We start from the raw sequence: 24,350 nt of genomic DNA on the forward strand, positions 1-24,350 counted from the left end.
CAAGACTTGTGCAGCACCTGCAAGGCTTGTGCTGCACCTGTAGGGCTGGTGCTGTACCTGCAAGGCTTATGCTGTACCTATAAGGCTTGTGCTGTACCTGTGGGAGCCGGCTTGCCGGCGATGGGCTGCAACGCAGCCCCAGTCCTTACTTGGCCAACGCAGCCAATGGGCAATGCAACACCAACTTGGCCCCACCCATCTCGCTTTCCCCCACCTCCAGCCCGAACCCGTGCAGGTCGACGATCGCCGCAACGATCGACAACCCCAGCCCGAAACCCGGGTGCCGATGGCCTTCATCGCTGCGGTAGAAGCGCTTCAACACCGCCGTGCGCTCTTCTTCGGGAATCCCCGGCCCACTGTCCTCGATGGCAATATGCACCCCTCGTTCGTCCTGTGAGGCACGAATGGCCACCTGGCCGCCTTCAGGGGTGAACTTGATGCCATTGCCAACCAGATTGGCCAGTGCCTCGAACAGCAGTTCGCGATCACCGTGCAGGGCAGGCAACTGCTCAGGCTGCTGCAGTTGCAGGCGAATGCCGCCGTCCTCGGCCAGCGGCAGGTAGAAGTCATGCAGCTCTACCAGCAAGTCATGGGGGTCGAGCTCGACGAAGCCGGCACGGCGCTGGCGGTCTTCCAGTTCGCTGATGCGCAGCAGGCCGCGAAAGCGCGCCATCAGGGTGTCGGTCTCGCCGATGGCCTGGTCCAGCGCCTCGGCTTGCGGCGAATCTGCAGCGCTCTGCTGGCGGATGCGATAGAGCTGGGCGCGCAGGCGGGTGAGGGGGGTGCGCAGGTCATGGGCAATGTTGTCGCAGACCCCTTTGACCTCATGCATCAGCCGCTCGATGCGGTCGAGCATGGCGTTGACGATGGCGGCCAGCATGTCCAGCTCGTCCCGCCGTGCCGACAGCGGCAGCCGATGGGTCAGGTCGCCGGCAACGATCAGCTCGGCCTGGGCCTGGATCGCACGGATGCGCTTGAGCGGCCGGCGGCGCAGCAGGTACCAGCCGGCAAAGCCTGGGATCAGGGTCAGGGAAATGCCCCACAGCAGCGCATCGAGGATGATGCGGGTGACCACGAACAGCGAGCCGTTGTCGCGGAACAGCACGAGCCAGCGGCCGTCCTGCACCTTGATCGCCACGGCATCGCAGCTGTCGCGTGGCATGTGCGGGTCGTCGGCGTCCAGGCAGCGCTGCAGCTCGTGCACCTTGCCATCCAGGCCAAGGCCGGGCGGGATGGCGCGGATGCGCCCACCTACCGGGTTGAGCTGGGCATCGAACAGGCCATAGGCATCGAACGCGCGCTCCTCGAACGCCTGGCTGGCGATCAGTGCGTCGTCGAGCTGTTTGCCGCTCATGTGGGCGAACAGGTGCTGGCGCTGCAGCAGGGAGTGGCGGGTGAGCTTGTTCAGGTAGCTGGACACCTCGAAGTACAGCACCCCCATGAGGATGCTGCTCCAGGCCACGAAGAGGAAGCTGTACAGGGCCAGCAGGCGGCTGGTCGAAGAGCTCCAGCCCTTAGACGGGTTCAGCAATGGCATAGCCCGAGCCCCGTACCGTACGGATCAGCGGCGACTGCCCGGGAGAGTCGATCTTCTTGCGCAAGCGGCCGATGTGCACGTCGATCAGGTTGGTGCCGGGGTCGAAGTGGTAGCCCCAGACTTCCTCGAAAATCATCATCCGGGTGATCACCTGGCCGCTGTGGCGCATCAGGTATTCCAGCAGCTTGTATTCGGTCGGCAGCAGGTTGAGGGTCTGCTCGCCGCGGCGGGCCTCATGGCTGATCAGGTCCAGTTGCAGGTCGGCGACCTGCAGGCGGGTCTGGGTCATGGGCACGCTGTTGCGGCGCAGCAGCACCTCCACCCGGGCGGCCATCTCGTCGGAGGCGAATGGCTTGGTCAGGTAGTCGTCACCGCCGGCCCGCAGGCCGCGCACACGTTCGTCGACATCGGAGAGGGCGCTGATCATCAAGATCGGCGTGGCGATCTTGAGGTTGCGCAGGGTAGTGACGATCGTCAGGCCATCGACCTCGGGCAGCATGCGGTCCAGGGTGATCAGGTCGTAACCGCCGGCGATGGCCTTGGCCAGGCCCTCGCGGCCGTTGTCGGCCCACTCCACATCCAGACCGTGGCTGGAGAGTTCGGCGACGATTTCCTGGCCGGTGACGGCGTCGTCTTCGATGGTCAGTACGCGTGGCATGCTCGTTCCTGGGCGTCTAAAAGAGACTTGATTGTGCCAAAGAATAGCCAAACGGCGATTTAAGAAAAATTCATCTGGCGGCTGTTGCCTGCAACGGTGCAAAAAAACGGGGCATGCCAGCGACTGGCATGCCCCGTGTTCAACGTGACGCGACGGCTCAGGCGACCTTGACGATCCAGCCTGCTGGCGCTTCGACGTCACCGCTCTGGATGCCGGTCAGCTCGTTGTAGAGCTTCTGGGTAACCGGGCCGACCTTTTCCAGGTCGTGGAACACGTGCAGCTTGCCGTTGTACTCGATGCCACCGATCGGGGTGATCACGGCAGCGGTGCCGCACGCACCCGCTTCGATGAAGCGGTCGAGCTTGCTGATCTCGACATCGCCTTCGATCACGGTCAGGCCCAGGCGCGATTGCGCCAGTTCCATCAGCGACAGGCGGGTGATGCCTGGCAGTACCGAGGCCGATTTCGGGGTGACGAACTCGTTGTTGGCGGTAATGCCGAAGAAGTTGGCCGAGCCGACTTCCTCGATCTTGGTGTGGGTCAGCGGGTCGAGGTAGATGGCGTCGGCGAAGTTGGCCTTCTTGGCTTCGGCGCCCGGTTGCAGGCTGGCCGCGTAGTTACCGCCGACCTTGGCTGCACCGGTGCCCTGCGGGGCTGCGCGGTCGAAGCTGGAGATCTGGAAGTTGTGCGGCTTCATGCCGCCCTTGAAGTACGAGCCAACCGGGATGGCGAAGACCGAGAAGATGAACTCGGGGGCGGTGCGCACGCCGATGTTGTCGCCGGTACCGATCACGAACGGGCGCAGGTACAGGGCACCTTTGCCGTGTGGCGGCACGAACTTCTCGTTGGCCTTGACCACTTGCTTGCAGGCTTCGATGAACACATCGGTCGGCACCTGCGGCATCAACAGGCGCGCGCAGCTGCGCTGCATGCGGGCAGCGTTCTGGTCCGGGCGGAACAGGTTGATCGAGCCGTCCTTGCAACGGTAGGCCTTCAGGCCTTCGAAGCACTGCTGGCCATAGTGCAGGGCGGTGGAGCCTTCACTGATGTGCAGCACGTTGTCTTCGGTCAGGGTGCCTTTGTCCCACTCGCCATTGCGCCAGACGGACAGGTAGCGCTTGTCGGTCTTGATGTAGTCGAAACCCAGCTTGTCCCAGTTAATGCTCTCGTTACTCATGACACCCTCGATTGTCTTGCAGATGCCCGATCGCTCGGGCTGCTGTTATATGCGCACCACGCCACGATAATACATCCGCCGCGGATCGGGAACGGCCAGTCACGAATTGGCGGGGCGCAGGGTGCATATCGGCGATAGACGCCCCGGGCACGGCCATGCTACCGGCTGGCATCCAGCCGCCTGCTCCAGTCACCGCCGTGGCTGCGCGCGCAGGCCTCTTCGCTGTCGAAGCGCACGTGCCAGGCGGGGTGGTCGAGCTGCACGCCGGCCTCGTCGAGCGCCTGGGCGGTGAGCTTGAGCATGCACGCCTTGGCATCGCTCGCCAGGGCCGCCGCCTTGTCGGCCTCGCGTTCGAACACCCAGGTGATGCGCAGGCTGGCCGGGAATTGGTCAGGGTCCAGGCGGTGGGTGAGCCAAGTGAAGCCGACGATCTGCGCCTTGGCCGTTTCGCAGGCGTCGGTCAGGCAGGCCACCAGCTCACGCTCCAGGCGCGCCAGTTCGCGTTTGCCCAGGGCTTTCATGGCGCGGCCTCATCGCCAATCTGCTGGCAGAAGCGCAGCAGGTTGCCAAAAGGATCGCGGACCTGCATCTGCAAGCCCCAATCCACCCGTTCGGCCTCAGGGCGGGCGTAGCCGTACTGTTTAGCCAGCAGCTCGCGCTCCAGGGCCAGAAGATCGTCGGTGCGGGCGAACACGGTCGAGCCCGGGCAGGCGTCGCCATGGTGCTCGCTCAGGTGCAGGATCAAACCCTCACGGTGAATCTGCGCATACAACGGCAGGTCCGGGCTGAAGCGGTGCTCCCAATCCAGGCTGAAGCCGAGGAAGTCGAGGTAGAACTCCTTGGCCTTGTCGACCGAGAAGATGCGCAACACGGGGATGGCGGGGGCGAGGGGCATGGCGGTTCCTTGGCCGTAGGCGATCGCTGACTGTAGCGCAGCACCGAAACGGGGCCAAGCGGCGCGTTCGCAGCGTGCACGGGCGGCGTGCATGCCCCACGCCAGAGCCATCGCCGCGAAGATTTCATCTGCCTTCACCTGCGTAGTTGGCCCGCTACCTGCTATATCCCAGCCATCGAAATTGATCGAGTGGTCAGGCCCGGTGCGTTTTCAGCGCACGGGCCTGATCCCTCCAAAGCGCCGAAAGGCCAAGAAATTCGGGGGCTGTAGGATGTCGCTCGCCGTACAAGTAGATAAATCTGAAAGGGATGCAGGATGGAGCGCTCACTTGCACTTGCGCTTCATCGAACGCGACGGCGTGACCCGCCTTGGTGCGCGCCGTCATTTCGGACCCCTTTTGGTGCAGCGCCCGTTCTATCCGGAGGGCGCGCCTTGCCACGTCTATGTGCTGCACCCACCCGGCGGCATCGTCGCCGGTGACCGGCTGGAGCTGGACATTCACCTGGAGCCCGGCAGCCACGCGCTGCTGACCATGCCCGGCGCCAGCAAGTTCTACCGCAGCATCGGCCCCACCGCGTACCTGGCTCAGCACTTTCACCTGCAAGCCGGCAGCACGCTGGAATGGCTGCCCCAGGACAGCATCTTGTTTTCCGGTGCGCGCGCAAGCCTGGACAGCCGCTTCACCCTCGAGCCCGGTGCCCGCCTGCTGGCCTGGGAAACCCTGTGCCTGGGCCGCCCGGTGATGAACGAGCGCTTCGACCAGGGCGCGCTGGACAGCCACCTGCGCATCGAACTGCCAGGCGAACCCGGCTTGCACGAGCGCCTGCGCATCAGCGGCGGGCAACTGGCCAAGCTCGGCGGCCATCCGCTGACGGCCACCTTCTGCGCAGCCCCGGCAACCCCCGCGGTGCTGGAGCAGGCCCGAGCCTTGCTCGACCAACTGGGCACCCCGGCGGGCGCGACCTTGCTCGGCTCGCTGCTGGTGATCCGCCTGCTCGACCACGACAACCAACACCTGCAATGCACCCTGCAACGCTTATGGCACGTCTTGCGCCCGGCCGTTCTCGGCCTGCCCGCGTGCCCGCCGCGCATCTGGGCCACTTGAGAGAGCGCCATGGAGCTGACCCCAAGAGAGAAAGACAAACTGCTGCTGTTCACCGCCGCGCTGCTGGCAGAGCGGCGCCTGGCCCGTGGCCTGAGGCTCAACTACCCCGAAGCGGTGGCGCTGATCAGCGCCGCGGTGCTCGAGGGCGCCCGCGATGGCCGCACGGTGGCCGAGCTGATGAGCCTGGGCCGCGAGGTGATCGGCCGCGAGCAGGTCATGGACGGCGTTGCCCAGATGCTCCATGACGTGCAGGTCGAGGCCACCTTTCCCGACGGCACCAAGTTGGTGACCGTGCATGACCCCATCGTCTGACCTGGCGCAGGAGCCCCGCATGATCCCAGGTGAAATTCAGGTCGCCCCCGGCGACATCGAGCTCAACGTCGGCCGTGCCACGGTCAGCGTCAGCGTGGCCAATCACGGTGACCGGCCGGTGCAGGTCGGCTCGCACTACCACTTCTACGAGGTCAATGACGCACTGGTGTTCGAGCGCGAAGCGACCCGCGGCTTTCGCCTCGACATCCCGGCCGGCACCGCCGTGCGCTTCGAGCCGGGGCAGTCGCGTACCGTGCAGCTGGTGGCCTATGCCGGCAAGCGCGAGGTCTATGGCTTCCAGGGCAAGGTGATGGGCGCGCTGGAGGGCAGGGCATGAGCCGCCTCTCGCGCAGGGCCTACGCCGACATGTTCGGCCCCACCGTCGGCGACCGCGTGCGCCTGGCCGACACCGCGTTGTGGGTGGAGGTGGAGAAGGACTTCACGATCTATGGCGAAGAGGTCAAGTTCGGCGGCGGCAAGGTCATCCGCGACGGCATGGGCCAGGGCCAGATGCTGGCCGCCCAGGCCATGGACCTGGTGCTGACCAACGCCCTGATCATCGACCACTGGGGCATCGTCAAGGCCGATATCGGCGTCAAGCACGGGCGTATCGCCGCCATCGGCAAGGCCGGCAACCCCGACGTGCAGCCGGGCGTGACCGTGCCGGTGGGCCCGGGCACCGAAGTGATTGCCGCCGAAGGCAAGATCGTGACCGCCGGGGGGATCGATTCGCACATCCACTTCATCTGCCCGCAGCAGGTCGAGGAAGCCCTGACCAGCGGCGTGACCACCTTCATCGGTGGCGGCACCGGGCCTGCCACCGGCACCAACGCCACCACCTGCACCCCGGGGCCGTGGTACCTGGCGCGCATGCTGCAGGCCGCCGATTGCCTGCCGATCAACATCGGCCTGCTGGGCAAGGGCAATGCCTCGCGTCCTGCGGCCCTGCGCGAGCAGATCGCTGCCGGCGCGGTGGGCCTGAAGCTGCACGAGGACTGGGGCTCGACCCCGGCCGCCATTGACTGTTGCCTGGGCGTGGCCGAGGAAATGGACATCCAGGTGGCGATCCACACCGACACCCTCAACGAGTCCGGCTGCATCGAAGACACCCTGGCCGCCATCGGCGAGCGCACCATCCACACCTTCCACACCGAAGGTGCCGGCGGCGGCCATGCGCCAGACATCATCCGCGCCGCAGGGCAGGCCAACGTGCTGCCGTCCTCGACCAACCCGACCTTGCCGTACACGGTCAACACGGTCGATGAGCACCTGGACATGCTCATGGTCTGCCACCACCTGGACCCGAGCATCGCCGAGGACGTGGCGTTCGCCGAGTCGCGCATCCGCCGCGAAACCATCGCCGCCGAGGACATCCTGCACGACATGGGCGCCTTCGCCATGACTTCGTCCGACTCCCAGGCCATGGGCCGGGTCGGCGAAGTGGTGCTGCGCACCTGGCAGGTCGCGCACCAGATGAAGCTGCGCCGCGGGCCACTGGCGCCAGACAGCAGCTACAGCGACAACTTCCGCGTCAAGCGCTACATCGCCAAGTACACCATCAACCCGGCGCTGACCCATGGCATCGCCCATGAAGTCGGGTCGGTGGAGGTGGGCAAGCTGGCCGACCTGGTGCTGTGGGCGCCGGCCTTCTTCGCGGTCAAGCCCGCGCTGGTGATCAAGGGCGGGATGATCGCCACCGCGCCCATGGGCGACATCAATGGCTCGATCCCGACCCCGCAGCCGGTGCACTACCGGCCGATGTTCGGCGCCCTCGGCGCGGCCCGCCATGCCACGCGCATGACGTTCCTGCCCCAGGCCGCCATGGACCGCGGCCTGGCCCAGGAGCTTGGCCTGCACAGCCTGATTGGCGTGGCCCATGGCTGCCGGCGGGTGCGCAAGGCCGACATGCTGCACAACACCTTGCAACCGCTGATCGAAGTCGACGCGCAGACCTACCAGGTGCGCGCCGATGGCGAGCTGCTGGTGTGCGAGCCCGCCCGCGAACTGCCGCTGGCCCAGCGTTATTTCCTGTTCTGAAGGAGCGAAGATGATTGTCCTGACCCACCGCATCGCGGCCGCCGGCACTGTCACCGGCACCCTGACCCTGGACGTCGACAGCCGCATCAAGAGCCGGCTGCGCGTGACCCTCGACGACGGCCGCGAAGCGGGCCTGATGCTCGAACGCGGCCACCTGCTGCGCGGCGGCGAGCTGCTCGCCGATGCCGAGGGCAAGCAGGTGGTGCGCGTGCTTGCCGCGGCCGAACGGGTGTCGACGGTGCGTTGCCAAGACCCGCACCTGCTGGCCCGCGCGGCCTACCACCTGGGCAACCGCCACGTGCCGCTGCAGATCGAGCCCGGCCTGCTGCGCTACCAGCACGACCATGTGCTCGACGACATGCTGCGCGGCCTGGGCCTGACGGTGCACACCGAGCAGGCGCCGTTCGAGCCGGAAGCCGGTGCCTACCAGAGCGCGGCACACAGCCACAGCCACAGCCACAGCCACGGTAACGATCACCCGTTCGTGCGCCTGCCCGCCCATTCCTGACCTCGCCAATGGAGTAACCCATGAAAAAGACTTTCGCCCTTGTTCTGCTGCTGGTCGCGCTGCCGGCCTTCGCCCACCCCGGTCACGACAGCAACCCGCTGCACGATGGCCTGCTGCACCCGCTCACCGGGCTGGACCACCTGCTGATGCTGTTGGGGACCGGCGTGCTGGCCGCGCTGACCCGGCGCAACCTGAGCCTGCCGCTGGCGACCCTGGCGGCGATGTTCGCGGGCGCTGTGTGCGGCCACCTGTTCGGCGATGTGCTCGGCATGGAAACCTTGATCGCGGTGTCGGTGCTGGTCGCCGCTGCCGCCGTGCTGTTGCCCAGCCGCCAGTTGCTGCTGGCGCTGGCGATGCCGGTGTTCGCCCTGTTCCATGGCTGGGCGCATGGCGTCGAGGCCACGCCCAGCGCGTTCTGGCTGTTCAGCGCAGGCTTTGTGACCGTCAGCGGCCTGTTGCTGCTGGCGGGCTTTGCGCTCGGTTGCCTGCTGCGCCGCCACAGCGGCCTGCAGAAAGCCTTCGGCGGCGGCATGCTGGCCGGTGCAGCCCTGGTGCTGGCCGGTTGATGGACAGCGACCTGGCATTGCTGCGCCTGCTGCAGCTGGCCAGCCCCGGCCTGCCGGTCGGTGGCTTCACCTACTCGCAGGGCCTGGAGTGGGCCGTGGAAGCGGGCTGGGTGGCAGATGCTGCCGGCTTCAGCGCCTGGCAGCACGAACAGCTGCACGACACCCTGGCCTGCCTGGACTGGCCGGTACTGGCGCGCCTGTACCGCGCCTGCCAGGCCGATGATGCCGAGGCGTTCGCCCACTGGAGCCGTTTTCTGCTGGCCAACCGCGAAACCGCCGAGCTGCGCCTTGAAGAGCAGCAACGCGGTTCGGCCTTCGCCCGGTTGCTCGATGGCTGGCAACTGGGCCAGGCCCCGGCCTGGCGCCCCAGCCTGGAACTCAGCCAGCTGGGCGGCATGGCCTGGCTGGCCGTGCACTGGTCGATCCCGCTGCGCCAGCTTGCCCTGGGGCATGCCTTCGCCTGGCTGGAAGGCGCGGTGATGGCCGGCGTCAAGCTGGTGCCGTTCGGCCAGCAGGCAGCGCAGACGCTGCTGCGTGAGCTGAGCGGCGCCTTGCCCGCGCTGCTCGACCAGGCCCTGGCCCTGGAAGATGACCAGCTCGGCGGCGGCCTGCCGCTGCTGGCGATTGCCTCATCGCGTCACGAAACCCAATACACCCGTTTGTTCCGTTCCTGAGGACTGCCTACATGCAAAGCTATCAGCAACCCCTGCGCGTCGGTGTCGGCGGCCCCGTCGGCTCTGGCAAGACCGCGCTGCTCGAATGCCTGTGCAAGGCCATGCGCGAGCATTACCAGATCGCCGTGGTGACCAACGACATCTACACCAAGGAAGACCAGCGCATCCTCACCGAGGCCGGCGCGCTGGAGCCCGAGCGTATCGTTGGCGTGGAAACCGGTGGCTGCCCGCACACGGCGATCCGCGAGGATGCCTCGATGAACCTGGCGGCCGTCGAGGCGTTGGCGCGCAAGTTCGGCAACCTGGAAGTGATCTTCGTGGAAAGTGGCGGCGACAACCTCAGCGCCACCTTCAGCCCGGAGCTGGCCGACCTGACCATCTACGTCATCGACGTGGCCGAGGGCGAGAAGATCCCGCGCAAGGGCGGCCCGGGCATCACCAAGTCGGACTTTCTGGTGATCAACAAGACCGACCTTGCGCCCTACGTGGGCGCCTCGCTGGAGGTGATGGAGCGCGACACCCGGCGCATGCGCCCAGAGCGCCCGTGGACCTTCAGCAACCTGAAGAAAGGCGACGGCCTGCAGGCGGTGATCGACTTCATCGTCGAGCGCGGCATGCTCGGGGTGCGTGGCTGACCCTCACTCATGGCAGCAGTGCGGCTTCGCGGGTTGCCCCTCGTAGCGATCGTGATGCCGCACCCAGTCCATGGTCCCGGCCTCGTTGCGCCCCAGCGGCGCGATGTCGAGGAAGTTGTAGGTGTTGACCAGGATGTCCAGCCCGCGGGCGTAGGTGGAGTAGGTGTGGTACACCGCGCCGTCCGGCTCACGGTAGAAGGCGCTCAGGCCCGGTAGCTCGGCCTCGTTGCCGGTATAGGGCTCATAGTTGTACTGGCGCTCGCCCTGGCTGCCTACACTGACCCCGAAGTCTTCATTGAAGCCGCTGCCCTGCGAGGAGTACCAGGGGAAGCGCCAGCCCATGCGCTGGCGGAACGCCTGGAACTCGGCGTAAGGCGCGCGCGACACGGCAACCAGCGACACATCGTGATGCGCCAGGTGCAGGTTGGCGCCGTCGAAGTGGTCGGCGAGGAACGAGCAGCCGGGGCAGCCTTCGCTCCAGCCTTCGACGAACATGAAGTGGTAGAGCAGCAACTGGCTGCGCCCGGCGAACAGGTCGGCAAGGCTCAGCTCGCCGTCCGGCCCCTGGAAGCGGTAGTCGTGCTCGACCTTGACCCAGGGCAGGGCGCGGCGGGCGGCGGCCAGTTCGTCGCGCTGGTGGGTGAAGGCTTTTTCGTGCAGCCAGAGTTGCCGGCGCGCAGCCAGCCATTGGCTGCGTGAGACGACCTCGTGACCGTTTTCTGGATGGCTCATGGCGGTGACTCCGCGCGTTGGGATTCACTCATGGTCGTAGGAGCGGGGCCTGATTCGACAGGCAAGCGAGAAGGGCGACGAACGGGCGCCAATGGCCGGTACGGTGAAAGGCCCTTGTGGGAGCCGGCTTGCCGGCGATAGGGCCCGACAGAGCAATCAAGGCGACAATCTATTTGCCTGCACCGGCCTCATCGCCGGCAAGCCGGCTCCCACAAGGGATCGCATCAACTTTGCAGGCATTCCACACAGGGCGATAAAAGGACCTACCCCTGCATCGCTTCGATCAACGCCCACAAGCGCGGGTCATTGAAATCATCCACCACCAGCTTCGCCCCGGCAGCCATCAGCCGCTCGGCCGTCTGGGTCGTCGCCAGCCCCACGGTGAAGATGCCGGCAGCACTGGCCGCCTTGACCCCCGGCAACGAATCCTCGAACGCCAGCGCTTGCCCGGCCCGCGCCTGCAACCGCTCGAGCCCGGTCAGGTAGGGCAGTGGATCGGGCTTGGCCCGTGCCAGCTCCTCGGCCACCAGCACATGCTCGAAACGCTCGCCCAGGCCCATGGCCGCCAGCATGTGCTCGGCATTGAGCCGCGGTGCGTTGGTCACCACGCACATGCCAACCCTGTGCTCCTGGGCATGGGCCAGCAAGCGCAACAAACCCGGCATCGGTTGCAATGCCGGGGCCATTTCGCGGAACAGCGCCTCCTTGCGCTCGGCCAAGGCCTGGCATTGCGCTGCACTGGCCTGCGGAAACAGCTCGGCGAACAACTCGCCATTGGCCCGGCCACTGACCTGGGCATCGAACTGCGCCTGGGTCAGCTCGCGCCCGTCGTAGTCATGCAGCAACTGGCGAAACGCCTGCAAATGCAGGGTGTCGGTGTCGGTCAGGGTTCCGTCGAGGTCGAACAGCAGGGCAGTCAGCATCAGGTATCCAGATAGTTAAAAACACACGCCCGGGGATGATAACCAAAGCCGACGACGAAGGGGGCTGTTCAGTGTGTCGGGAAAAGAGTACAAATGTACTCCATGGACAATCTCACCCCAAAACGCCGGGCAATCCTCGACTTCATCCGCGAGCGCATTGCCGACCACGGCCAGCCCCCGAGCCTGGCCGACATCGCCAGCCGCTTCGGCTTCGCCTCGCGCAGCGTGGCGCGCAAGCACATCACCGCCTTGTGCCAGGCTGGCTACATCGACGTCACCCCCAACCAGGCGCGCGGCATCCGCCTGGCCGAGCCGCTGCGCCGCCCGGAAATCCTCGAAGTGCCGGTACTGGGCCAGGTGGCGGCAGGTGCCCCGATCGGCCCCGACCTGGGCATCCACGAACAACTGCTGCTCGACCCCAGCCTGTTCCGCCGCACCCCGGACTACCTGCTCAAGGTGCGCGGCGACTCGATGGTCGACGACGGCATCTTCGACGGCGACCTGGTGGGTATCCGCCAGCAGGGCGATGCCCGTGACGGCCAGATCGTGGTCGCCCGCCTGGACGGCGAAGTCACCATCAAGCGCCTGCAGCGCCAACCGGGCGGCTACCGGCTGTTGCCACGCAACCCGGCGTATGCGCCGATCGATGTCGGGCCGGAGCGCGACTTCTTCATCGAAGGCGTGTTCTGCGGCCTGTTGAGGCGCGACTGATGGGCGCGGTGGTCGATCTCGATCGGCTGCTGGATCAGCGCCAGGTCTGGCGTGGGCGGCAGGTACAAACGCGCCCCGTCGGCCTGCAGCCCACCGGCCACGCCACGCTCGACGAGCGCCTGCCCGAGGGCGGCTGGCCGGCGGCGGCATTGAGCGAACTGCTGCTGGCCAGCCCCGGTTGTGGTGAGCTGCAGCTGCTGTGGCCTTCGTTGGCCCGGCTCACGGGCGAGGGGGGCAGGGTGGTGCTGGTGGCGCCGCCCTTCATACCTTACGCGCCGGCCTGGCAGTCGGCGGGTGTGGACCTGCGCTGGCTGGTGCAGGTCGACGCCGAGGCGCAGGACGCGCTCTGGGCCGCTGAACAATGCCTGCGTTCGGGCAGTTGCGCTGCCGTGCTGTGCTGGCCGCAGCGGGCCGACGACCGCGCCTTGCGGCGCTTGCAGGTTGCCGCTGAAACCGGCCAGGCACTGGCCATTGCCTGCCGGCCGCAACAGGCGGCGCACAACCCTTCGCCCGCAGCGCTGCGCATTGCCATCGACACCCAGCCTGCCCAGTGGCGCGTGCTCAAGTGCCGCGGCGGCCTGCCCCCGGCTGTGCCGATCGGGCGAGGCTGATGCGCCATGCTCTGGGCCTGTATCCTTTTGCCGCAGTTGGCGCTGGACTCGATCCTGCGCGAACGTGACGACACCGCTTCGCCCCTGGCCCTGATCGGCGGCCCGAGCCAGCGCCGCATCCTGCAAGCCGTCAACCCGGCCGCTGCGGCGCTGGGCTTGCGCGCCGGGCAGAGCCTGACCGCCGCGCGGGCCATGGCCGACGGCTTCCAGTGCGTCGAAGCCGATGCGGCGCGCATCGAGCAACTGCAGCAGTTGCTGGCCGCCTGGGCCTACCGTTTCAGTGCCCAGGTCAGCCTGCATTACCCGCGGGCGCTGTTGCTGGAAGTGGGTTCGAGCCTGCAGCTGTTCGGCCCCTGGCCTGTCTTCGAGGCACGCTTGCGAGAGGAGCTGGCCGCGCTGGGGCTGCGCCAGCGGATCGTGCTGGCGACCAACCCGGTGGCGGCGCGCATGCTTGCCAACGGCCATGACGGCCTGGCGCTGACCTGCCCGCAAGCCACCCGAGCCGCACTGGCAGCCATGCCCATCACCCGCGTGGGCCTGCCCCAGGACGCCGCCGAAGCCTTTGGCCGCATGGGCTTGCGCCAGCTCGGGCAAGTACTGGCATTGCCGCGCGATGGCTTGGCCAAGCGCTTTTCGGCGCAGGTGCAGCTGCACCTGGACCAATTGCTTGGCCTGCGCAGCCTGGGCCTGGATTTCTACCAGCCACCCGACCGCTTCGAAACGCGGCTGGAACTCAACTTCGACGTCGAGTCGCACCAGGCCCTGCTGTTCCCGCTGCGGCGCATGCTCAACGACCTGGCGGCGTTTCTCGCCGGGCGCGATTGCGGCGTGCAGCGCTTCTGCCTGTACCTGGAGCACGCCGAGGGGCCGGATACGCAACTGCAGGTTGGCCTGCTGGCTGCTGAGCGCGATGCAGCAATGCTCTTCGAGCTGGCCCGCGGGCGCCTGGAACCGCTGCGCATTCCGGCGCCGGTGCGCAACCTGCGCCTGGTTGCCACCGACCTGCCGCCTTTCGTGCCCCAGCACCAGGCCCTGTTCGACCCGCGGGCGCAACAGGCCCAGCCCTGGGAGCAACTGCGCGAGCGCTTGCGCGCCCGCTTGGGCGATGACGCGGTCAAGGGCCTGCGCGCCGAGGCCGACCACCGCCCGGAATGCGCCTGGCAAGGCGCCGAACAAGGCGCGCCCGCCAGCCTGCAGGCCCTGCCGGGCAGCCGCCCGGGCTGGTTGCTGGCGCAGCCCGTGCCCCTGGAAACCCATGGCCACACCTTGCTGAGCCAGGCCGAGCGCATCGAGTCGGGCTGGTGGGACGGCGGCGATGTGCGCCGCGACTATTACCGCATCGAAACCCGCGAGGGCCTGCGCGGCTGGGCCTATCGCGACCTGGCGCAACCCGGCCCGCTGTGGCTGCAGGGCTGGTTCGCATGAGCTGCGAGGGTTACGCCGAACTGCATTGCCTGTCCAATTTCAGCTTCCAGCGCGGGGCTTCCAGCGCCGAAGAACTGTTTCGCCGCGCCCGCGAGCAGGGCTACCAGGCGCTGGCAATCACCGACGAGTGCACCCTGGCCGGCATCGTGCGGGCCTGGCAGGCGGCCAAGGCGCAGCAGCTGCGCTTGATCGTCGGCAGCGAAGTGCGCCTGCGGGACGGCCCGAAACTGGTGCTGCTGGTGGAGAACCTGGCCGGCTACCAGAACCTCTGTGCCCTGATCACCCGTGCGCGGCGGCGGGCAGAGAAGGGCGACTACCAGTTGTTGCGCGACGACTTGCTTGAGCACCATGCGGGGCTGTTGGCCATCTGGCTGGCCGATGACCCGAGCGACCCGGCGCCCGGCCAGTGGCTGCACGCGCTGTTCGCCGAGCGCCTGTGGCTGGGCGTGCACCTGCACCGGGGCAGCGATGACCAGGCCCGGCTGGCCAGCTTGCGCAACCTGGCGGCGCAGCTGGGCATCCGCGCCGTGGCCTGTGGCGACGTGCACATGCACGTGCGCGGTCGGCGCGCCTTGCAAGACTGCATGACCGCCATCCGCCAGCACTGCAGCGTGGCCGAGGCCGGGCGCTACCTGTACGCCAATGGCGAGCGCCACCTGCGCAGCCTCGAGCAAATGGCCGAGTTGTACCCGGCTGATCTGCTGGCCGAAACCCTGCGCATCGCCGAGCGCTGCCGCTTCGACCTCGGCGAGCTGAAGTACCAGTACCCGCGCGAACTGGTGCCCGAGGGCCATACCCCGGCGAGCTGGCTGGGCGAGCTGTGCGAACGCGGCTTGCCCCTGCGCTGGCCGGCAGGGCCCAGCGAACGGGTTCGCGAGGTGCTGTACAAGGAACTCGCGCTGATCGAAGAGCTCGGTTACGAGAGCTACTTCCTCACCGTGCACGACATCGTCGCCTTCGCCCGCAGCCAGCATATCCTCTGCCAGGGGCGGGGTTCGGCAGCCAACTCGGTGGTGTGCTTCGTGCTCGGCATCACCGAACTGGACCCGATGGAACACCGCCTGCTGTTCGAACGCTTCCTGTCTCGCGAGCGCAACGAGCCCCCCGATATCGACGTGGACTTCGAGCACGACCGGCGCGAGGAAGTGATCCAGTACGTGTTCCGCCGCTATGGCCGGCACCGCGCCGCACTCACGGCGGTGGTCAATACCTACCATGGCGCCGGGGCAGTGCGTGATGTCGCCCGGGTGCTGGGCCTGCCGGCCGACCAGGTGGATGCCCTGGCCAAGTGCTGCGGCCGCTGGAGCGACCGCATCCCCGATGAACAACGCCTGGCCGAGGCCGGCTTCGAGCCGTCCAGCCCGTCGTTGCAGCGCATCCTGCGCCTGGCTGCGCAGTTGATCGGCTTCCCGCGGCATTTGTCCCAGCACCCCGGCGGCTTCGTGATTTCCGAACAGCCCCTGGACCACCTGGTGCCGGTGGAGAACGCGGCCATGGCCGAGCGCACGGTGATCCAGTGGGACAAGGACGACCTGGACATGGTCGGCCTACTCAAGGTCGACGTGCTCGCCCTGGGTATGCTCAGTGCCTTGCGCCGCTGTTTCGACCTGCTGCAACGCCACCGTGGCCGGCATTTGACCCTGGCGACCATCCCCAGCGAAGACCCGGCCACCTACGCCATGATCAGCCGCGCCGAAACCATGGGCGTGTTCCAGATCGAGTCGCGGGCGCAAATGGCCATGCTGCCGCGGCTCAAGCCCAACACCTTCTACGACCTGGTGATCGAGGTGGCCATCGTGCGACCCGGGCCGATTCAAGGTGACATGGTGCACCCCTACCTGCGCCGGCGCATGAAGCTGGAACCGGTCACCTACCCATCGCCCAAGCTCAAGGAAGTGTTCGGGCGCACCCTGGGCGTGCCGCTGTTCCAGGAGCAGGTCATGGAACTGGCCATGGTCGCTGCCGACTACAGCCCCGGCGAGGCCGACCAGCTGCGCCGCAGCATGGCCGCCTGGAAGCGCCACGGCGGCCTTGAACCCCACCGCGTGCGGCTGATCGAGGGGATGCTGCGCAATGGCTACGACCTGGCCTTTGCCGAGCGCATCTTCGAGCAGATCAAAGGCTTTGGCAGCTACGGCTTTCCCGAGTCGCACGCGGCCAGCTTCGCCTTGCTGTGCTATGCCAGCAGTTGGCTCAAGTGCCACGAGCCGGCGATCTTCACCTGTGCGCTGGTCAACAGCTGGCCGATGGGCTTCTACAGCCCTGACCAGCTGTTGCAGGAGGCGCGGCGCCAGGGCATCGAGGTTCGCCCGGTGGATGTGCTGCACAGCGAATGGGACTGCACGCTGGAGCCTGTCGCCCAGGGCGCCCTGGCCATTCGCCTGGGGTTGCGGCAGATTCGCGGGTTTGCCGAGGCCGATGCCCGGCGGCTTGAGCAGGCGAGGGCGCAACGGCCCTGGCGCGATGTCGAGGACCTGTGCCTGCGCTCGGGCCTCGACAGCCGCGCCCGTGCCCGGTTGGCCGATGCGGGGGCGTTGCGGGCCTTGGCAAGCGATCGGCATCAGGCGCGCTGGCAGGTGGCGGCGGTGCAGCCGCAGTTGCCGCTGTTCGCCGAGCTTGAAGCGTCACCCGAGGCCGCGGTAGCCCTGCCTGCGCCGACCGAGGGTGAAGACCTGGTGGCCGATTACGACACCTTGGGCACGACTTTGGGGCCGCATCCGCTGTGCTTGTTGCGCCCGCGCTTGCGCGCCCTGGGGTGCCGCAGTTCGGCGCAGCTTGCGGGGGTGGAGCATGGCGATGCGATTGCCGTGGCGGGGCTGGTGGTGGGGCGCCAGCGCCCGCAGACGGCCAGTGGCGTGACCTTCGTGACGCTGGAGGATGAGTTCGGCATGGTCAATGTGGTGGTCTGGCGTGAGCTGGCCGAGCGGCAGCGGCGGGCGCTGGTGGGGTCGCAATTGCTCAAGGTGAGCGGGCGGCTGGAGCAGGAGAATGGCGTGCGCCACCTGATTGCGCGGCGGCTCGAGGATATCAGCGTGTTGCTGCAGGGGCTGGATGTACGCAGCCGGGATTTTCATTGATAGCAGTGGCCTCATCGCCGGCAAGCCGGCTCCCACAGTAAAGCTGCGCAACAGGCCTGTAGGAGCTGGCTTGCCAGCGATTGGGCTGCAAGGCAGCCCCATTGCAATGCGATCAGACCATCGCCAAATGCTGCTTGCGCGTCGGCGCCGGGAATACACGATCGATCGCCCGCAGGTCCTCGCTGCTCAACACCAATTCTCCAGCCGCCGCATTAAGTCTCACATGTTCCGGCGCCACCGCCTTGGGAATGGCCACGACCCCGTCTTCGCGAGTCACCCAGGCCAGGCTGACCTGGGCCGGCGTCGCCCCATGGCGCTCGGCAATCTCGGCCAGCAGCGGGTGCTGCAACAGCCGCCCGGCCTGGGCCAGCGGGCAGTAGGCCATGGTCGGCAGGCCCCGCTGCCGGCTCCAGGGCAGCAGGTCGAATTCGATGCCACGCTGCACCGGGTTGTACAGCACCTGGTTGGTGGCGCAGTCAGGGTCGTGCAGTTCGCGCAGGTCATCGACATCGAAGTTGGACACCCCCCAGCGGCGAATCTTGCCTTGCTCGCGCAAGCGCTCGAACGCCTCGACGGTCTCTTCCAGCGGGTACTGGCCACGCCAGTGCAGCAGGTAGAGGTCGATCACGTCGGTGCCCAGGCGTTTCAGGCTGCGCTCGCAGGCTTCGGGCACGCCGCGCCGGCTGGCATTGTGCGGGTACACCTTGCTGACCAGAAACACCTGGTCACGGCGCCCGGCGATGGCCTGGCCGACCACCTCCTCGGCGCCGCCTTCGGCGTACATTTCGGCCGTGTCGATCAGGTTCATGCCCAGCTCGATACCTTGCTGCAGCGCGGCCACTTCAGCCGCGCGCTGGGCCGAGTCTTCGCCCATGTACCAGGTACCCTGGCCTATGGCCGGTACGTTGCAACCTGCCAGTTTCACGTAGCGCATGTCACCTCCGGAGCGTGGGTGTGGGAAAGCAGCACTTCAAGCAGCGCTTGCGCTGCGGTGGAAAGCTTGTGGTCACTCAGGGCAATCACGCCGATGCGCCGCTCCACGGCGGGCTCGACCAGCGTCACGCAGCGCGCGCCCAGTTCCTGCATCTGGTTGATGCACAGCGCCGGCACCGCGCTCACGCCCAGGCCACTGGCGACCATGCGGCCAATGGTCGACAGCTGGTGGCTTTCGAACGCCACCGCCAGCTTGCCGTGCAACGCCGCAACATTCTGCTCCAGCAGCAGCCGCACGGCCGACGGGCGTTGCAGGGCGATGAAATCCTCCGCCAGCAATTGTGTCCAGGCCACTTGCTGTTGCAAGGCCAACGGCGAGTCGGCAGGCACCACGGCAACGAAACGGTCCAGGTACAGCGGATGGAAGTCCAGGCCATCGCAATTGTCCGGCTCAAAGCCAATGCCCAGTTCGACGCGGCGATGGCGCACCAGTTCCAGCACTTGCTCGTTGATCACATCGTGCACGGTGACGTTGACCTTGGGGTAGCGCTGGCGAAACACCTTGAGGCTGTGGGGCAGCAGGTTGCCGGCAAAGGCCGGAATGGCCGCCACCGATACCCGGCCCAGTTGCAGGGTGAAGCGCTGGCGCAGCATTTCTTCGGTGTCGTCCCAGTCTGCCAGCAGGCGCCGGGCCAGCGGCAGCAGCACTTCGCCTTCGGCGGTCAGGCTGACGCTGCGCGTGGTGCGGGCGAGCAGGGCGCCGCCGAGCTTGTCCTCCAGCGCCTTGATGGTCAGGCTCAAGGCCGGCTGGGAAACGTGCAGGTGCTCGCCAGCCTGGGCAAAACTCTGGTACTTGGCGACGGCGACGAAGGCGCGCAGTTGCTTGACGTTCATGGCAGGCTCACGTTTATTTTGGAAACATTATCAATCGATGATGAAAACAAAATTAACAAATCAGTCGCCAGCGGTGAAGATGCAGGTACACGCTCACCGACAGCCTCGTCGGTTCAACAACTACAAAAGGCGGATCAACATGGCCGGACTGGACAAGCGCGTAGCAACCTATGAAGAGGCCCTCGACGGCCTGACCGACAACATGACGGTGCTGGCGGGTGGCTTCGGCCTGTGCGGCATCCCGGAAAACCTCATCAACGAAATCCGCCGCCGTGGCGTCAAGGGCCTGACCGTGGTTTCCAACAACTGCGGCGTCGACGGCTTTGGCCTGGGCGTGCTGCTCGAAGACCGGCAGATCCGCAAGATGATCGCCTCCTACGTGGGCGAAAACGCCGAGTTCGAGCGCCAGCTGCTCAGCGGCGAGCTGGAAGTGGAACTCACCCCCCAAGGCACCCTGGCCGAGAAAATGCGCGCCGGCGGCGCCGGCATCCCGGCGTTCTACACCGCCACCGGCTACGGCACCCCAGTGGCCGACGGCAAGGAAGTGCGCGAGTTCAAGGGCCGCAAGTACATCCTCGAAGAATCCATCACCGGCGACTTCGCCATCGTCAAGGGCTGGAAGGCCGACCACTACGGCAACGTGGTGTACCGCAACACCGCGCAAAACTTCAACCCGCTGGCCGCCACCGCCGGCAAGATCACCGTGGTCGAAGTGGAAGAGATCGTCGAGCCCGGCGTGCTGTTGCCCAGCGAAATCCATACCCCGGGCATCTACGTTGACCGGGTCATCGTCGGCAGCTTCGAAAAGCGCATCGAAAAGCGCACCGTCAAGGCCTGAGCGCCGTCCATCAGAACAACAAAGAGATCCTGACCATGGCACTGACCCGCGAACAGATGGCGCAACGCGTCGCCCGTGAACTGAAGGACGGCTACTACGTCAACCTGGGCATCGGTATCCCGACCCTGGTGGCCAACTACGTACCCGCCGACATGGATGTGATGCTGCAATCGGAAAACGGCCTGCTCGGCATGGGCGAGTTTCCGACCGAAAGCACCCTCGATGCCGACATGATCAACGCCGGCAAACAGACCGTCACCGCCCGCCGCGGCGCCTCGATCTTCGACTCGGCGCAATCCTTCGCCATGATCCGTGGCGGCCACGTCGACCTCACCGTGCTGGGCGCCTTCGAGGTGGACGTGCAGGGCAACATCGCCTCGTGGATGATCCCGGGCAAACTGGTCAAGGGCATGGGCGGCGCCATGGACCTGGTGGCCGGTGCCGACAACATCATCGTCACCATGACCCACGCCTCCAAGGACGGCGAGTCCAAGCTGCTGCCCCAGTGCAGCCTGCCGCTGACCGGTGCCGGCTGCATCCGCAAGGTGCTGACTGACCTTGCGTACCTTGAGATCGAAAACGGCGCCTTCATCCTGCGCGAAACCGCGCCTGGGGTGAGCGTCGAGGAGATCATCGAGAAGACTGCCGGCAAACTGATCGTGCCGGATGATGTGAAAGAAATGACCTTCTAAGCCATTTCTCTCCCAACCCTGTGGGAGCGGGCCTGCCCGCGAATGCCCTGGCGAAGTTGCCAGCGCATTCGCGGGCAAACCTGCTGCCATGGGGTTTTTGCGTTGTGTTCGTTATTCGATAAAACCAATAAAAGGAAAGTACCCGTGGCCGCTGAAATTCAAGACAGCCGCTCCGCCCGCTTTGCCCTGCGCTGCTCCAACTGGGCCGAACGCTGGTTCCCCGACTCCTGGGTCTTCGCAGCCCTGGCCGTGATGCTGGTGTGCATCGGCGCCCTGGCCATGGGCGCCAAGCCCACCGACACGGCCAAGGCCTTTGGCGATGGCTTCTGGAGCCTGATCCCGTTCACCATGCAGATGGCTTTCGTGGTCATCGGCGGTTACGTGGTGGCCAGCTCGCCACCGGCCGCACGGCTGATCGACCGCCTGGCGCGGCTGCCGAAGAACGGCCGCTCCGCCGTCTGCTGGGTGGCGTTGATCTCGATGCTCGCTTCGCTGCTCAACTGGGGCCTGTCGCTGGTGTTCGGCGGGCTCCTGGTGCGGGCGCTGGCGCGCCGCACGGAGCTGAAGATGGACTACCGCGCCGCAGGCGCCGCCGCCTACCTGGGCCTGGGCGCCGTGTGGGCGCTGGGCCTGTCGTCGTCGGCGGCGCAGTTGCAGGCCAACCCGGCCAGCCTGCCGCCATCGATTCTGTCGATCACCGGGGTGATCCCGTTCACCGAAACCATCTTCCTCTGGCAGTCCGGGGTGATGCTGGCGGTGCTGGTCGTGGTGTCGCTGGTGATCGCCTATGCCACCGCGCCTGGCGCGGGTAGCGCGCGCAGCGCCGAAGACTGCGGCGTGGACCCAAGCTTCACGGCGCCACCCGCGCCGCAACGCACCCGCCCGGGCGAATGGCTGGAATACAGCCCGATCCTGATCCTGCTGCTGGTGGCCCTGGCCGGCGGCTGGCTGTACCAGGAGTTCGCCACCAAGCCTGCGATTACCGCGATTTCCGGGCTCAACACCTACAACCTGCTGTTCATCATGCTCGGCGCCTTGCTCCACTGGCGCCCGCGCAGCTTCCTCGACGCCGTGGCCCGCGCCGTGCCGACCACCACCGGGGTGCTGATCCAGTTCCCGCTGTATGGCTCGATCGCGGCCATCCTTACCCAGGTCAAGGGCCTGGATGAGCAGACCCTGGCGCACCACATTTCGCTGTTCTTCACCCAGATCGCCACCCACGACACCTATGCGCTGCTGATGGGCGTGTATTCGGCGGTGCTGGGCTTCTTCATCCCTTCGGGCGGCGGCAAGTGGATCATCGAAGCCCCCTACGTGATGATGGTGGCCAATGACCTGCAGTACCACCTGGGCTGGGCGGTGCAGATCTACAACGCGGCAGAAGCGCTGCCGAACCTGATCAACCCGTTCTACATGCTGCCGTTGCTGGGGGTGCTGGGGCTCAAGGCGCGCGATTTGATCGGCTTCTCGTTCGTGCAGCTGCTGGTGCATATACCGTTGGTGCTGGTGCTGCTTTGGGCGCTGGGCACGACCTTGCAGTACGTGCCGCCGGTGATGCCTTGAATTAAATAGACTGGCAGCGAACCTGTGGGAGCCGGCTTGCCGGCGATGAGGCCTATGCAGCCGAAAAACGGCTTGGCCCTTATCGCCGGCAAGCCGGCTCCCACAGGTGCTGTGTCGATTACCGCTATTGCAGGGCGTTGAGCAACGCCGCCAACTTCGCCCGGCCTTGCTCATCCAACCCGAACACCGGCCGACGCGGCTCACCCACCGCTAGCCCGGTCAGTGCCAGCCCTGCCTTGATGGTCGCTGGCAGCCCGCCTTTGAGAATGAACTCGAGCAACGGCAACTGCCGGTAGAACAGCGCCCGGGCCTGCTCCAGCTCACCGGCCAGCACCGCCTGGTAGAGCTGCTGGTTGAGCGCCGGGATCAGGTTCGGCGCCGCCGTGCACCAGCCTTTGGCCCCGGCCACGAACGCCTCCAGTGCCAAGGGGTTGCAGCCGTTGTAGAAAGGCACCTGGCCTTCGCCGAGCAGCTGCAGCTTGTGCATGCGCTGGATGTCGCCGGTGCTCTCCTTGACCATGGTCACGTTGGCGACTTCCCGCACGATCCGCAGGATCAGCTCCACCGGCATGTCGGTGCCGCTGGTGGCGGGGTTGTTGTAGAGCATGATCGGCAGGTCGACGGCCTCGCCGATGGCCCGGTAGTGCTGGAGGATTTCTGCTTCGCTGAGCTTCCAGTAGGCCGCAGGCAGCACCATCAGCGCATCGGCGCCGTGGGCCTGGGCGAAGCGGGCGCGGCGCACGGCGCCGGCGGTGGTCAGGTCGGAGACGCTGACGATGGTGGGCACGCGTCGGGCCACCTGGGCCAGGCTGTACTCGGCCACTTGTTGCCATTCGCTGTCGCTCAGGTATGCGCCTTCTCCAGTACTGCCCAGCGGCGCGATGGCCTGCACGCCGCCGTGCACAAGGCGCTCGATGGACTGGCCGAGGGCCGGCAGGTCGAGCTGTTCGCCGTCGGCGCTGAACGGGGTGATGGTGTAGCCGATGATGCCGTTGAATTCTGTGGTCATGATTGTGGGCTCCGCAAGCAAGGCATTCAGGGGTCAGTTCAGGCAGTCGGCGTGGGCGCGCAGGCTTTGCCGGGCAAAGTAGTTGAAGGCGGCCGCATGGCGCTTGGGCCGGTCGATCCAGTCGTGCGCCTCGCGGCCCAGCGCCGGGGCGATGGGTTTCACGGTGCCGGCGGCCATGGCCAGCAGTTGCAGGCGCGCGGCGCGCTCGATCAGCTGGGCGTAGACGCAGGCCTGTTCGATGCTGGTGCCGGTGGACAGCTGGCCGTGGTGCGAGAGCAGGATGGCGCGCTTGTCGCCCAGGGCGGCGCTGATGATTTCACCTTCTTCGTTGCCCACCGGCACGCCGGGCCAGGCTTCGAGGAAGGCGCAATCGTCGTAGAGCGGGCACAGGTCCATGTGCGACACCATCAGCGGCACTTCGAGCATGGACAGGGCGGCGACGTGGGTGGGGTGGGTGTGGATGATGCAGTTCACGTCCGGGCGGGCGCGGTACACCCAGCTGTGGAAGCGGTTGGCCGGGTTGGGCATGCCCTGGCCTTCGAGTACTTCAAGGTCCTCGTTGACCAGCAGCAGGTTGCTGGCGCTGATTTCGTCGAAACCCAGGCCCAGTTGCTGGGTGTAGAAGGTGCCCGGCTGCGGGCCGCGGGCGCTGATCTGCCCGGCAAGGCCGGAATCGTGGCCGTGCTCGAAGAGAATTCGGCAGGTCAGGGCCAGCTTTTCCCGTACAGTCCACGTATTATCGGCAAGCGAGCCTTGCATCTGCGTCAGGGCTTTTTGCACCAGCTGGTCTTTGCTGTGTGTGAGGGTCTTGGCCATGGGGGTGTGTCCTCGGTGGCGT

The 24,350-nt window shown here is 66.6% G+C and carries 26 protein-coding genes; 15 read left to right on the forward strand and 11 right to left on the reverse strand.

Features of this window, described 5'->3' with window-relative positions; genetic code table 11:
- Positions 1 to 145: 145 nt before the first annotated feature.
- From ACIPG5_RS22705 to ACIPG5_RS22725, 5 genes are all read right to left on the reverse strand, one after another.
- Positions 146 to 1,537: a HAMP domain-containing sensor histidine kinase gene (locus ACIPG5_RS22705; protein ID WP_236193277.1), complete on the reverse strand. Its 1,392-nt coding sequence runs from the start codon at positions 1,535 to 1,537 to the stop codon at positions 146 to 148.
- On the reverse strand, positions 1,515 to 2,195 hold the full coding sequence (locus ACIPG5_RS22710) for a response regulator transcription factor (RefSeq protein ID WP_236193278.1): 681 nt from the start codon (positions 2,193 to 2,195) through the stop codon (positions 1,515 to 1,517). The genes ACIPG5_RS22705 and ACIPG5_RS22710 overlap by 23 nt, the downstream gene beginning before the upstream one ends.
- A 157-nt stretch (positions 2,196 to 2,352) precedes the next feature.
- Positions 2,353 to 3,372, reverse strand: coding sequence for a branched-chain amino acid aminotransferase (locus tag ACIPG5_RS22715; protein ID WP_110747584.1), 1,020 nt, complete (start codon positions 3,370 to 3,372; stop codon positions 2,353 to 2,355).
- A gap of 158 nt (positions 3,373 to 3,530) precedes the next feature.
- Positions 3,531 to 3,893 (reverse strand): hypothetical protein, encoded by a 363-nt coding sequence (locus ACIPG5_RS22720; protein ID WP_314615488.1) that lies wholly within the window; start codon positions 3,891 to 3,893, stop codon positions 3,531 to 3,533.
- Entirely contained in the window at positions 3,890 to 4,267 is a 378-nt protein-coding gene (locus tag ACIPG5_RS22725) for a glyoxalase superfamily protein (protein ID WP_176518163.1), read from the reverse strand. Before ACIPG5_RS22725 ends, ACIPG5_RS22720 begins: the two co-directional genes overlap by 4 nt.
- Before the next feature lie 271 nt (positions 4,268 to 4,538).
- Between ACIPG5_RS22725 and ACIPG5_RS22730 the strand changes: the two genes are divergently transcribed.
- Genes ACIPG5_RS22730 through ureG form a run of 8 tightly spaced genes read left to right on the forward strand, consistent with a single transcriptional unit; the run spans position 4,539 to position 10,104 of the window.
- Positions 4,539 to 5,372 (forward strand): urease accessory protein UreD, encoded by an 834-nt coding sequence (locus ACIPG5_RS22730; protein WP_401378334.1) that lies wholly within the window; start codon positions 4,539 to 4,541, stop codon positions 5,370 to 5,372.
- A gap of 9 nt (positions 5,373 to 5,381) precedes the next feature.
- Positions 5,382 to 5,684 carry an urease subunit gamma gene (locus tag ACIPG5_RS22735; RefSeq protein ID WP_286913977.1) on the forward strand — a complete coding sequence of 101 codons (303 nt, stop codon included), beginning with the start codon at positions 5,382 to 5,384 and terminating at the stop codon, positions 5,682 to 5,684.
- A gap of 19 nt (positions 5,685 to 5,703) precedes the next feature.
- Positions 5,704 to 6,021 carry an urease subunit beta gene (locus ACIPG5_RS22740; RefSeq protein WP_286913990.1) on the forward strand — a complete coding sequence of 106 codons (318 nt, stop codon included), beginning with the start codon at positions 5,704 to 5,706 and terminating at the stop codon, positions 6,019 to 6,021.
- The gene (gene ureC / locus ACIPG5_RS22745; RefSeq protein WP_236193284.1) at positions 6,018 to 7,721 is read left to right on the forward strand and encodes an urease subunit alpha; all 1,704 of its coding nucleotides are present in this window, start codon (positions 6,018 to 6,020) and stop codon (positions 7,719 to 7,721) included. The genes ACIPG5_RS22740 and ureC overlap by 4 nt, the downstream gene beginning before the upstream one ends.
- A 10-nt stretch (positions 7,722 to 7,731) precedes the next feature.
- Positions 7,732 to 8,229, forward strand: coding sequence for an urease accessory protein UreE (gene ureE, locus ACIPG5_RS22750; protein ID WP_176517960.1), 498 nt, complete (start codon positions 7,732 to 7,734; stop codon positions 8,227 to 8,229).
- Between the two features lie 20 nt (positions 8,230 to 8,249).
- On the forward strand, positions 8,250 to 8,795 hold the full coding sequence (locus ACIPG5_RS22755; RefSeq protein WP_176517961.1) for a HupE/UreJ family protein: 546 nt from the start codon (positions 8,250 to 8,252) through the stop codon (positions 8,793 to 8,795).
- Positions 8,795 to 9,469 (forward strand): urease accessory protein UreF, encoded by a 675-nt coding sequence (locus tag ACIPG5_RS22760; protein WP_401378338.1) that lies wholly within the window; start codon positions 8,795 to 8,797, stop codon positions 9,467 to 9,469. Before ACIPG5_RS22755 ends, ACIPG5_RS22760 begins: the two co-directional genes overlap by 1 nt.
- Before the next feature lie 11 nt (positions 9,470 to 9,480).
- On the forward strand, positions 9,481 to 10,104 hold the full coding sequence (gene ureG, locus ACIPG5_RS22765; RefSeq protein ID WP_236193286.1) for an urease accessory protein UreG: 624 nt from the start codon (positions 9,481 to 9,483) through the stop codon (positions 10,102 to 10,104).
- A 3-nt stretch (positions 10,105 to 10,107) separates the two neighbouring features.
- Here the strand turns inward: ureG and ACIPG5_RS22770 are convergent, their stop codons facing one another.
- Complete coding sequence (locus ACIPG5_RS22770) at positions 10,108 to 10,836, reverse strand: thioredoxin family protein (protein WP_236193288.1); 729 nt, start codon at positions 10,834 to 10,836, stop codon at positions 10,108 to 10,110.
- 263 nt (positions 10,837 to 11,099) lie between these two features.
- On the reverse strand, positions 11,100 to 11,759 hold the full coding sequence (locus ACIPG5_RS22775) for an HAD family hydrolase (RefSeq protein WP_401378340.1): 660 nt from the start codon (positions 11,757 to 11,759) through the stop codon (positions 11,100 to 11,102).
- Between the two features lie 93 nt (positions 11,760 to 11,852).
- On the opposite strand from ACIPG5_RS22775, the gene lexA reads away from it, so the two are divergent.
- The 4 genes from lexA to ACIPG5_RS22795 are packed head-to-tail and all read left to right on the forward strand — an operon-like array spanning position 11,853 to position 17,583.
- On the forward strand, positions 11,853 to 12,470 hold the full coding sequence (lexA, locus tag ACIPG5_RS22780; RefSeq protein WP_236193293.1) for a transcriptional repressor LexA: 618 nt from the start codon (positions 11,853 to 11,855) through the stop codon (positions 12,468 to 12,470).
- Complete coding sequence (gene imuA / locus ACIPG5_RS22785; protein ID WP_176518357.1) at positions 12,470 to 13,081, forward strand: translesion DNA synthesis-associated protein ImuA; 612 nt, start codon at positions 12,470 to 12,472, stop codon at positions 13,079 to 13,081. The genes lexA and imuA overlap by 1 nt, the downstream gene beginning before the upstream one ends.
- Positions 13,082 to 13,087: 6 nt before the next feature.
- Positions 13,088 to 14,506, forward strand: a complete 1,419-nt coding sequence (locus ACIPG5_RS22790; RefSeq protein ID WP_236193295.1) for a DNA polymerase Y family protein — start codon at positions 13,088 to 13,090, stop codon at positions 14,504 to 14,506.
- Positions 14,503 to 17,583, forward strand: coding sequence for an error-prone DNA polymerase (locus ACIPG5_RS22795; RefSeq protein WP_401378343.1), 3,081 nt, complete (start codon positions 14,503 to 14,505; stop codon positions 17,581 to 17,583). The genes ACIPG5_RS22790 and ACIPG5_RS22795 overlap by 4 nt, the downstream gene beginning before the upstream one ends.
- Before the next feature lie 112 nt (positions 17,584 to 17,695).
- Here ACIPG5_RS22795 and ACIPG5_RS22800 read toward each other — a convergent pair whose 3' ends face one another.
- The gene (locus tag ACIPG5_RS22800; RefSeq protein ID WP_401378344.1) at positions 17,696 to 18,517 is read right to left on the reverse strand and encodes an aldo/keto reductase; all 822 of its coding nucleotides are present in this window, start codon (positions 18,515 to 18,517) and stop codon (positions 17,696 to 17,698) included.
- A complete protein-coding gene (locus tag ACIPG5_RS22805; RefSeq protein WP_401378346.1) occupies positions 18,505 to 19,410 on the reverse strand; it encodes a LysR family transcriptional regulator in 906 nt (301 codons plus the stop codon). Before ACIPG5_RS22805 ends, ACIPG5_RS22800 begins: the two co-directional genes overlap by 13 nt.
- A gap of 139 nt (positions 19,411 to 19,549) precedes the next feature.
- On the opposite strand from ACIPG5_RS22805, the gene ACIPG5_RS22810 reads away from it, so the two are divergent.
- From ACIPG5_RS22810 to ACIPG5_RS22820, 3 genes are all read left to right on the forward strand, one after another.
- Positions 19,550 to 20,248 (forward strand): CoA transferase subunit A, encoded by a 699-nt coding sequence (locus ACIPG5_RS22810; RefSeq protein ID WP_176518303.1) that lies wholly within the window; start codon positions 19,550 to 19,552, stop codon positions 20,246 to 20,248.
- 35 nt (positions 20,249 to 20,283) lie between these two features.
- On the forward strand, positions 20,284 to 20,940 hold the full coding sequence (locus ACIPG5_RS22815; protein WP_236193303.1) for a CoA transferase subunit B: 657 nt from the start codon (positions 20,284 to 20,286) through the stop codon (positions 20,938 to 20,940).
- A gap of 144 nt (positions 20,941 to 21,084) precedes the next feature.
- Positions 21,085 to 22,503 carry a short-chain fatty acid transporter gene (locus ACIPG5_RS22820; RefSeq protein WP_401378348.1) on the forward strand — a complete coding sequence of 473 codons (1,419 nt, stop codon included), beginning with the start codon at positions 21,085 to 21,087 and terminating at the stop codon, positions 22,501 to 22,503.
- Between the two features lie 124 nt (positions 22,504 to 22,627).
- Here ACIPG5_RS22820 and ACIPG5_RS22825 read toward each other — a convergent pair whose 3' ends face one another.
- Both ACIPG5_RS22825 and ACIPG5_RS22830 read right to left on the reverse strand, forming a co-directional pair.
- Positions 22,628 to 23,512, reverse strand: a complete 885-nt coding sequence (locus tag ACIPG5_RS22825) for a dihydrodipicolinate synthase family protein (protein WP_286912327.1) — start codon at positions 23,510 to 23,512, stop codon at positions 22,628 to 22,630.
- 33 nt (positions 23,513 to 23,545) lie between these two features.
- Entirely contained in the window at positions 23,546 to 24,328 is a 783-nt protein-coding gene (locus ACIPG5_RS22830) for an aldolase (RefSeq protein ID WP_401378350.1), read from the reverse strand.
- Positions 24,329 to 24,350 lie beyond the last annotated feature (22 nt).

Source organism: Pseudomonas sp. NPDC087029 (assembly GCF_044745345.1).
In the GTDB taxonomy this organism is placed as follows: Bacteria; Pseudomonadota; Gammaproteobacteria; order Pseudomonadales; family Pseudomonadaceae; genus Aquipseudomonas; species Aquipseudomonas faucium.